At 61.2% G+C, this 7,050-nt stretch carries 7 protein-coding genes; 3 read left to right on the forward strand and 4 right to left on the reverse strand.

Translation table 11 applies throughout. From position 1 onward, the window contains the following. Positions 1–1,125, reverse strand: a 1,125-nt coding sequence (gene tgtA / locus QT222_RS20325) for a tRNA guanosine(15) transglycosylase TgtA (protein ID WP_491478207.1), incomplete at its 3' end; no start/stop codon positions are given. A gap of 214 nt (positions 1,126–1,339) precedes the next feature. Here tgtA and QT222_RS20330 point away from each other — a divergent pair. The 3 genes from QT222_RS20330 to QT222_RS20340 all read left to right on the forward strand — a co-directional run bounded on the left by QT222_RS20330 (position 1,340) and on the right by QT222_RS20340 (position 3,778). After that, positions 1,340–1,612: a DUF8530 family protein gene (locus QT222_RS20330; protein WP_014732425.1), complete on the forward strand. Its 273-nt coding sequence runs from the start codon at positions 1,340–1,342 to the stop codon at positions 1,610–1,612. Positions 1,613–1,618: 6 nt separating this feature from the next. After that, a complete protein-coding gene (locus tag QT222_RS20335) occupies positions 1,619–3,160 on the forward strand; it encodes a methyl-accepting chemotaxis protein (protein WP_491478208.1) in 1,542 nt (513 codons plus the stop codon). A gap of 141 nt (positions 3,161–3,301) precedes the next feature. Further along, complete coding sequence (locus QT222_RS20340) at positions 3,302–3,778, forward strand: cupin domain-containing protein (protein WP_491478209.1); 477 nt, start codon at positions 3,302–3,304, stop codon at positions 3,776–3,778. A gap of 4 nt (positions 3,779–3,782) precedes the next feature. Here QT222_RS20340 and QT222_RS20345 read toward each other — a convergent pair whose 3' ends face one another. The 3 genes from QT222_RS20345 to QT222_RS20355 all read right to left on the reverse strand — a co-directional run. Next, entirely contained in the window at positions 3,783–5,591 is a 1,809-nt protein-coding gene (locus QT222_RS20345) for an SLC13 family permease (RefSeq protein WP_491478210.1), read from the reverse strand. A gap of 110 nt (positions 5,592–5,701) precedes the next feature. Next, on the reverse strand, positions 5,702–6,475 hold the full coding sequence (locus tag QT222_RS20350; protein ID WP_004059500.1) for a CPBP family intramembrane glutamic endopeptidase: 774 nt from the start codon (positions 6,473–6,475) through the stop codon (positions 5,702–5,704). A gap of 84 nt (positions 6,476–6,559) precedes the next feature. Then, the coding region (locus tag QT222_RS20355) for an NUDIX hydrolase (RefSeq protein WP_491478211.1) at positions 6,560–7,050 on the reverse strand (491 nt) is incomplete at its 5' end.

Raw genomic sequence — 7,050 nt, forward strand, 5'->3', positions numbered from 1 at the left:
AGCGCTCTCGTTGGAGACGTAGAAGAACGCGCCCTTCGAGGCGGGGTCCTCGCGTTCGAGCAGGTCGGCGTGGTCGAGTAGAGCGCGGTAGCCATCGAGCATCGCGGGGTGCGAACGGGCGCGCTCCTCGACGAGTTCCATCAGGTCGCCGTCGCGGATGGCCTGTTTGATGCGGCGGAGTTCTGCGAACGTGACGTGGAGGTTGTGCTCGGCGAGCAGTTGTTCCTGTTTTTCCGACCCTTTCGCCCGGAGGTCGTCCGGCGAGTATTCGGTACAGATGGGACAGGTACACGGGAGATAGTCGAGGTCTTCGAGGTGTTCGGTCCCGCGAACCGTCAGATAGCGCCCGTCGCGAGCGTAGAGCGCGTAGGCGGCCGAGTCGAACAGGTCACAGCCGAGGGCGACCGCGAGAGCGAGCATCATCGGGTGGCCCGCGCCGAACAGGTGAACCGGCGTGTCGACGCCGAGACCCCGTTTCGCGGCGGCAACAGCGTCAACCATGTCGCCGTAGCGGTAGGCGTTCATCATCGGCACGACCGCGCCGACAGGGAACACGTCGAGGTCGGACGCCGAAGCGTGACGACCGGCCTCCTCGCGGAGGTCGGGATACGTCGACCCCTGGACGGGCGCGTTGACGAGCATTTCACCCGTATCGGCGACCTCGGCGTCGGCGATAGCCTGTTTCGTGACTTCGAGGTCCTCTTCAGCCTGCTCGCGGTCGGCGTCCGGCGGAGTTGGAATATCGACCGGCGTGGCGATGTCCGTGCCGATGTCGTGTTGGAACTGCAGAATCTCCTCGGTGGTCGTATCGATTTCGCCGTACTCCGCAAGTTGGAACGACCCGGAGTCGGTCATGATGGCCCCGTGGAAATCAAGCATCTCGTGAAGCCCCACGTCGAGTGCCTCCTCTTGGAGGTGCTCGTTTTTCTTGATGATGTAGGAGTTGGTGATGAGAATCTCCGCTCCGAACTCGGATTCGAGTCGCTCCGGAGGGATAGTAATGATATTCGGGTTGACGACCGGCAGGAGGGCCGGCGTCTCGACAGTGACCCCCGCGCGAGGGACGGTCAAGCGGCCGATTCGGCCGGCGAGGTCCCCATCGCGGATTTCGAAATGGTCGCGCATGGGTTGGCGTTCCGCGAGCGCGGCGGTAAGGGTTGCGTTCGCACCTGAAGATGACGGCGTACATCGAGACACCCTATACTGTAATCGATTGCGGCAGATACTGTCAGTTCTTAAAAATAAGTTTGCATATGTCTAGCTAGTGGGCGATAGAATTATCAAAATAGATTATTTGGGCGACTAATTTAAAAACATTTTAGCAGAACTAGGAACTCAAATGTTGGCTGAGCTATCACCACTCGAAGTAACTGGACTGGTCGTGTCCCTCGTCGGGCTCATACCAGTCGTTACGCAGTACAGAGACGAAACGAAACTGTTCACCGCAGGCTACGTGTTGCTCGTCGCTGGAATGGTGGCGACGAACGTCGAAGTGTTCCTCTTAGAACCACTGTTCAACTTCGTCGAACACGGTCTCGGCATCGGCATGGCGGGTATCACGTTCCTCGCAGCGGCGTACGTCCGCCGCCAGCAGGTCATCAATACGGAGTGAACAGAGATGATTACACTCGCAGCACTCTTCGACGCAATCGGCACGCTCGGCTTCATCGGTGCGGCAGGACTTGGATGGCTCAACTACCGCGATAGCGACGCTGAATCACCGTTTTGGCTCACGTTCGCCTTCGGTTCCATCCTCGGCGTCATGTGGACGTTCAGCCTCGCACTCGAAAAGGCAGGGATCTACGCAGAGGTGTTTGACCTCGTGACCGGGCCGCTTATGACCGCGACGGTTGCCGTGTTCGCAATCGGCGGCACCGCGACGCTCGCAATCGTCGAGGACATGAAGGACCTCCTCGCGGACGCGGAAGCAAAGCGCGAGGAACTCGACAAACAGCGTTCAGAACTCGACGCGCTCACGTCTGACCTCGAACGGCAGGCCGAGGAATACGGCGAAGCGATGGAACAGGCCGCCGCCGGCGACCTCACCGTCCGAGTCGACGCGCAGAGTCAGAACAAAGCGATGCAGCGTATCGGGAACGGATTCAACGAGATGATGGACGCCATCGACTCGGTGATTATCCAGATTCAATCGTTCGCAGAACAGGTCGACGACGAGAGTTCGGAAGTCACCGCGAGCGCGAACGCGGTGAAGGTAACGAGCACCGACGTCGCCGACAGTATCGAAGAAATCTCCGCGGGGAACGAGACGCAACACCGGAATCTCAACTCCGCGGAGTCGGAACTGAGTAACCTCTCTGCGACAATCGAGGAGATTGCATCCTCCTCCGAAGAGATTGCTCGGCAGTCGCGGCGAACCGTCGACCGCGCAAAAGAGAGCCAGCAGGCGGCCAGTTCGACTATCGAGAAGATGGAGCAGTTAGAATCGCGGTCGACCGAGACCGTCTCCGAAGTCGAAGACCTCCAGCAGTCGGTCACGCAGATCGGAGAGGTCGTCGAACTCATCGACGACATCGCCGAGAAGACGAGTATTCTCGCGCTCAACGCCTCCATCGAAGCGGCCGGTGCTGGCGATGCGGGCGAAGGCTTCGCTGTCGTCGCAAGCGAAGTGAAGACACTCGCCGAAGAAACCGCAGAGGCGACCCAAGAAGTCGAGTCGCTCATCGGCGATATCGAAGAGTCAACTGAGAACGTCGCGGAAGACACCTTCGAGACGCAATCCGAAGTCGAAGCGAGTCGCGAAACGGTCGGCGAGACGGTCGAAGTACTCGAAGAAATCGTCCACAAAATCGAAGACAGCAACGACTCCATCCAGTCGATTAGCAGTGCCACCGACGAGCAGGCGAAATCGACGCAGGAGGTCGTGACGATGATGGACGAGATTACGAATCTCAGCGACAAGACGGCGACGGAAGCACAGAACGTCTCGGCGGCGGCCGAAGAACAGACGGCCGCGACTCAGGAAATCGCGTCCGCGTCCGAATCTCTCTCGGACCGCGCACAGCAACTCCAGTCACTCGTTACCCAGTTCGAGTCCAGCAACTCACCAGCGGGGAACGCTGGCCAGCAGTCGACTCACTCGGACTCGACGGGTCAGCCGTCGGTGTCGAACGGCGCAACTGAGACCAGACAACTGAACTGAAAACAGAATCGAACCAGACCGGACACCGGGACAGAACAGGGCTGAACGTCCCGCAATCCCACGAATGTTGATTCGTGGTGAAACGCTTCGTTCTCCCGTCTGCCCGCCAACACCTTTTATCGCACCTCCTGAATGCCCGGTATGCAACCAATCAACGAGACAGACATCGAGTGGGACGACTACGAGGGCGTCGAAGGCGAGTTCAAACAGAAACAGTTGGGTGGGGCCGCCGGGAGCGAGCAACTCGGCTGTAGCCTCTACGAACTCCCGGCGGGGTGCCAACCGTGGTCGTACCACTACCACGCGGCGAACGAAGAGGCGCTGTACGTCCTTTCTGGTACTGGAACGCTCCGCCTCGGCAGTGAAACGTACGAGTTACAAGAGGGAGACTACGTGCCGTGTCCAACCGACGAGTCCGGCGCGCACTGCGTCGTCAACGACTCCGATTCCACGCTCCGATATCTCGCAGTGTCGACCATGCGCGAACCTGACGTGACGGTCCACCCCGATATCGGGAAGGTCGGAGTGTACGTCGGTGCACCGCCGGGAAGCGACGACGACCGAGCGATTTCGGAGTTCTACGACCACGGGTTCGGCGAGGAGTCGGAAGAGCCGTAACGACTCACACGCCCAGCCCCCAGAAGAACGCGATTCCGAGGACGGTGACGACCGACAGGAGCAACTGTAACGGCGCACCCACACGCAGGAAGTCGGAGAACGTGTACCCGCCGGGGCCGTAGACGAAGAGATTCGTCTGGTAGCCCACCGGCGTCATGAACGCCGTCGACGCGGCGAAGGTCACGGCGAGGACGAACGCGAACGCATTCGCACCGATTGATTCGGCGGCGCTGGCGGCGACGGGAATCATGAGCACGACGCTCGCGTTGTTCGAAATGACGCTCGTCAGCAAACCGGTTGCGAGGTAGAATACCCACAGGACACCGAGCGCAGGGAGAACCGTCGCCGTTGAGGCGACTGCCGACCCGAGGAGTGACGCCGCCCCCGTCTGCTGGAGGGCGATACCGAGCGGGATAACGCCCGCCAAGAGGAAGATGACGTTCCACTCGACGGATTTGTACAGTTCGTTCGGTTTGAGGACGCCGGTGAGAATCATCGCAACCACGCCGCCGAGCGCCGAGACGACGATAGGCAGGATGTTGAACGCCGGAAGCCCGACGACGCCAGCGATGATAGCGACGGCGAACGGAATTTTCTCGTTTCGGTAGTCCACGTCTTCGAATTCGTGGGCGACGATGAAGTCCTCGTTTTGAACGAGGCGAGTGAGGCTATCCGGTGGGGCCTGCACGAGGAGCGTGTCGCCGACGCGAATCCGAATATCCTCGAAGCGGTCACGGACGACTTTCCCGCGGGTCCGAAACGCGAGGACGTTCGCGTCGTAGCGCTGGCGGAACGTCGAACTGGCGAGTGTCTCGCCGACGAGGAACGACCCCGAAGGGATAACGACCTCGACGAGGACCGGCTCTTTTTCGTCCGGATGGAGGTCGTCTGCAGTCCGAGGCCCGCCGACGAAGGTGAGTCCCTCGGTCCCCATGATTTGTTCGAGCGTTTCCCGGTTCGTCCGGAGCCTGAGGGTGTCGTTCTCGTGAATTTCTTTGCGGGCGAGCGGCTCGGAGAACTGCTCACCGTAGCGGATGAGCTGTAACACATCGATATCGAGGGTATCGTCACCGAGCGCCTCCTCGACTGTCTGCCCGATGAGCGTCGAGTTGGCGGGGACGACCACGTCTGCGAGATACTCTTGTAGCGCGTACTCCTCGACCAGGTCGTCCTCGGCCGGAACGCGCTCGGGAAGCAGTCGGACGCCGACAGTCATCAAGTAGAGTGCACCGACGGCGAAGACGACAATACCGAGCTTGGTGAACTCGAACATCCCAAACGCGTGCAGGCCGAGACCCGGTGACTCACGTCCGATTTGGGCCGCGATGTCGCTCGCGAGGATGTTGGTGGAGGTCCCGATGACCGTCAGCGTCCCGCCGAGCATCGAGGCGTACGAAAGCGGGATGAGAAGCTTCGACGGCGACGTTTTTCCCTTGTGCGCGATGTCAGAAACGACGGGGACCAGTATCGCGACAACTGGCGTGTTGTTGACGAACCCGGAGACCGGACCGGTGACGCCGATGGTCGCGGCGAGTTGTTTCTGGCGGTCGTTCCCAGCGAAGGCGGCCATCTTTCGCCCGATGAGTTGGACGATTCCGGTTCGGTTGATACCCGTGCTCAGAATGAGCATCGCCAGCACCGTTATCGTGGCGGGACTGGCGAATCCTGAAAGCCCTTCTCGTGGGGAGATTTGCGTCCACGGTTCGAGTACCATCAGAAGAACCATCACCACGATTGCGGTGACGTCGATGGGGAGCCATTCGGTCGCGAACAAGACGAGAGAGAGAAGAATCAGCGCGAAAACGACAAGCATCTCGCCTGTGATGGCAGTCGGAACTACACCCTGGGCTGCCAACATAGGTTGCGAAAAGAACACAATTACCCGAGGTGGCAGCGAAAGAAAAAAGCTGGTATTGTCGTCGGTCAGAACAGCAGTTCGGTCGGAATCTCACCGGGGTTCATCTCGGCGAGCTTGAACGTGAGATACGCGATGGTGAAGAGTGTCGCGTTGTACGCGCCGTGGATGAGCGCCGGGACGGCGAGGTTGTCGGTGAGTTCGTACGCTGTCCCGAAGACGACGCTCGGGAAAAAGAGGATACCGATGGTGACGAGCCGACCACCCGCGCCGCCCGTGAGCGCGACGTAGTGAATCGCAGCGAAGATGGCGCTGGCGAGGGCGATACCCGGGACCGGACCGAACGCCTCGCGGATGCGATTCTGGACGACGCCGCGGAACAGTAGTTCCTCACCGGGGCCGATGAGGAGGAACGACGCCGGAACGAGGAGGAGTAACACTTCGGGGTCCTTCGCAGCGATTTCCGTCACCTGATTCGACCCGGGTTCGACGCCAATCGCCGAGATGATGAACGCGCTCACGAAGACCGCACCAAGCGCCGTCATGTAGCCGAGAACAACGGCAACGATGTCACGAAGCGACGGGATTGATACGCCGAAGTACGACCGGTCGAGACCGCGATAACGGGAGTACAGGAGGGCGACGCCACCGAAGGAAATCCCCTGGATGAGGATGAGCGAGGTGACGATAAGCGACAGCGGCGTCAGTTCAACGCCTGCGCTCACCACCGCAAACTGGGTGGTGAAGACGAGTGCCGTCCCCACGATGAGACCACCAGCGCCGAGGGCGATAGCGGCAAAGAAGGACCGGATTGGGTCAGAAGAGCGCGTCGTAGTAGTCACAGGCGAGTAATACGAACCCCGATGCCAAAATCCTTCCCGCCTGCGCCCCCGAATTCGACCGCTCGACTCGCGTCCTGACCCGCCTCACTCACCGGCGAGTTCGTAGTAGAGAACCCCGAGAACCGTCCGGGCGTCCCGAACCTCGCCCGCGAGAATCGACTGCCGGAACTCGTCGTAGTCGACCGTCGTCGGTCGAATGCTCTCGTTGAAGTCGAGGTTCTGGTCGGCGCGCTGTTCGCACCCGCGGGCGACGAAGTAGTGGTGAATCGAGTTGGCGATGCCGTTGGCGGGCTCGACGGTCACGAGCGGTTCCATCGACTCCGCCTCGTAGCCCGTTTCCTCCACGAGTTCGCGGTGGGCGGCGGCCGCGTAATCGTCGTCGCCCTCCTCGGTGCCACCGGCGGGGGGACCGCGGTGCTGCCCCCCCCCCCCCCGTCCCCCCTCGTCGCGGACGCCGCGTTTGCCCGCGGGCGCGGAGGGGAAGACCACGACCGCCCGGGGCTCCTCCACGCAGTGGCAGGCCGCCCCGGGCCCGCCCCGGGGTCGCACGTCGGCCCCGCGGGGGTCGTCACCCG

The sequence above is a fragment of the Haloferax sp. s1 genome, from assembly GCF_058382125.1.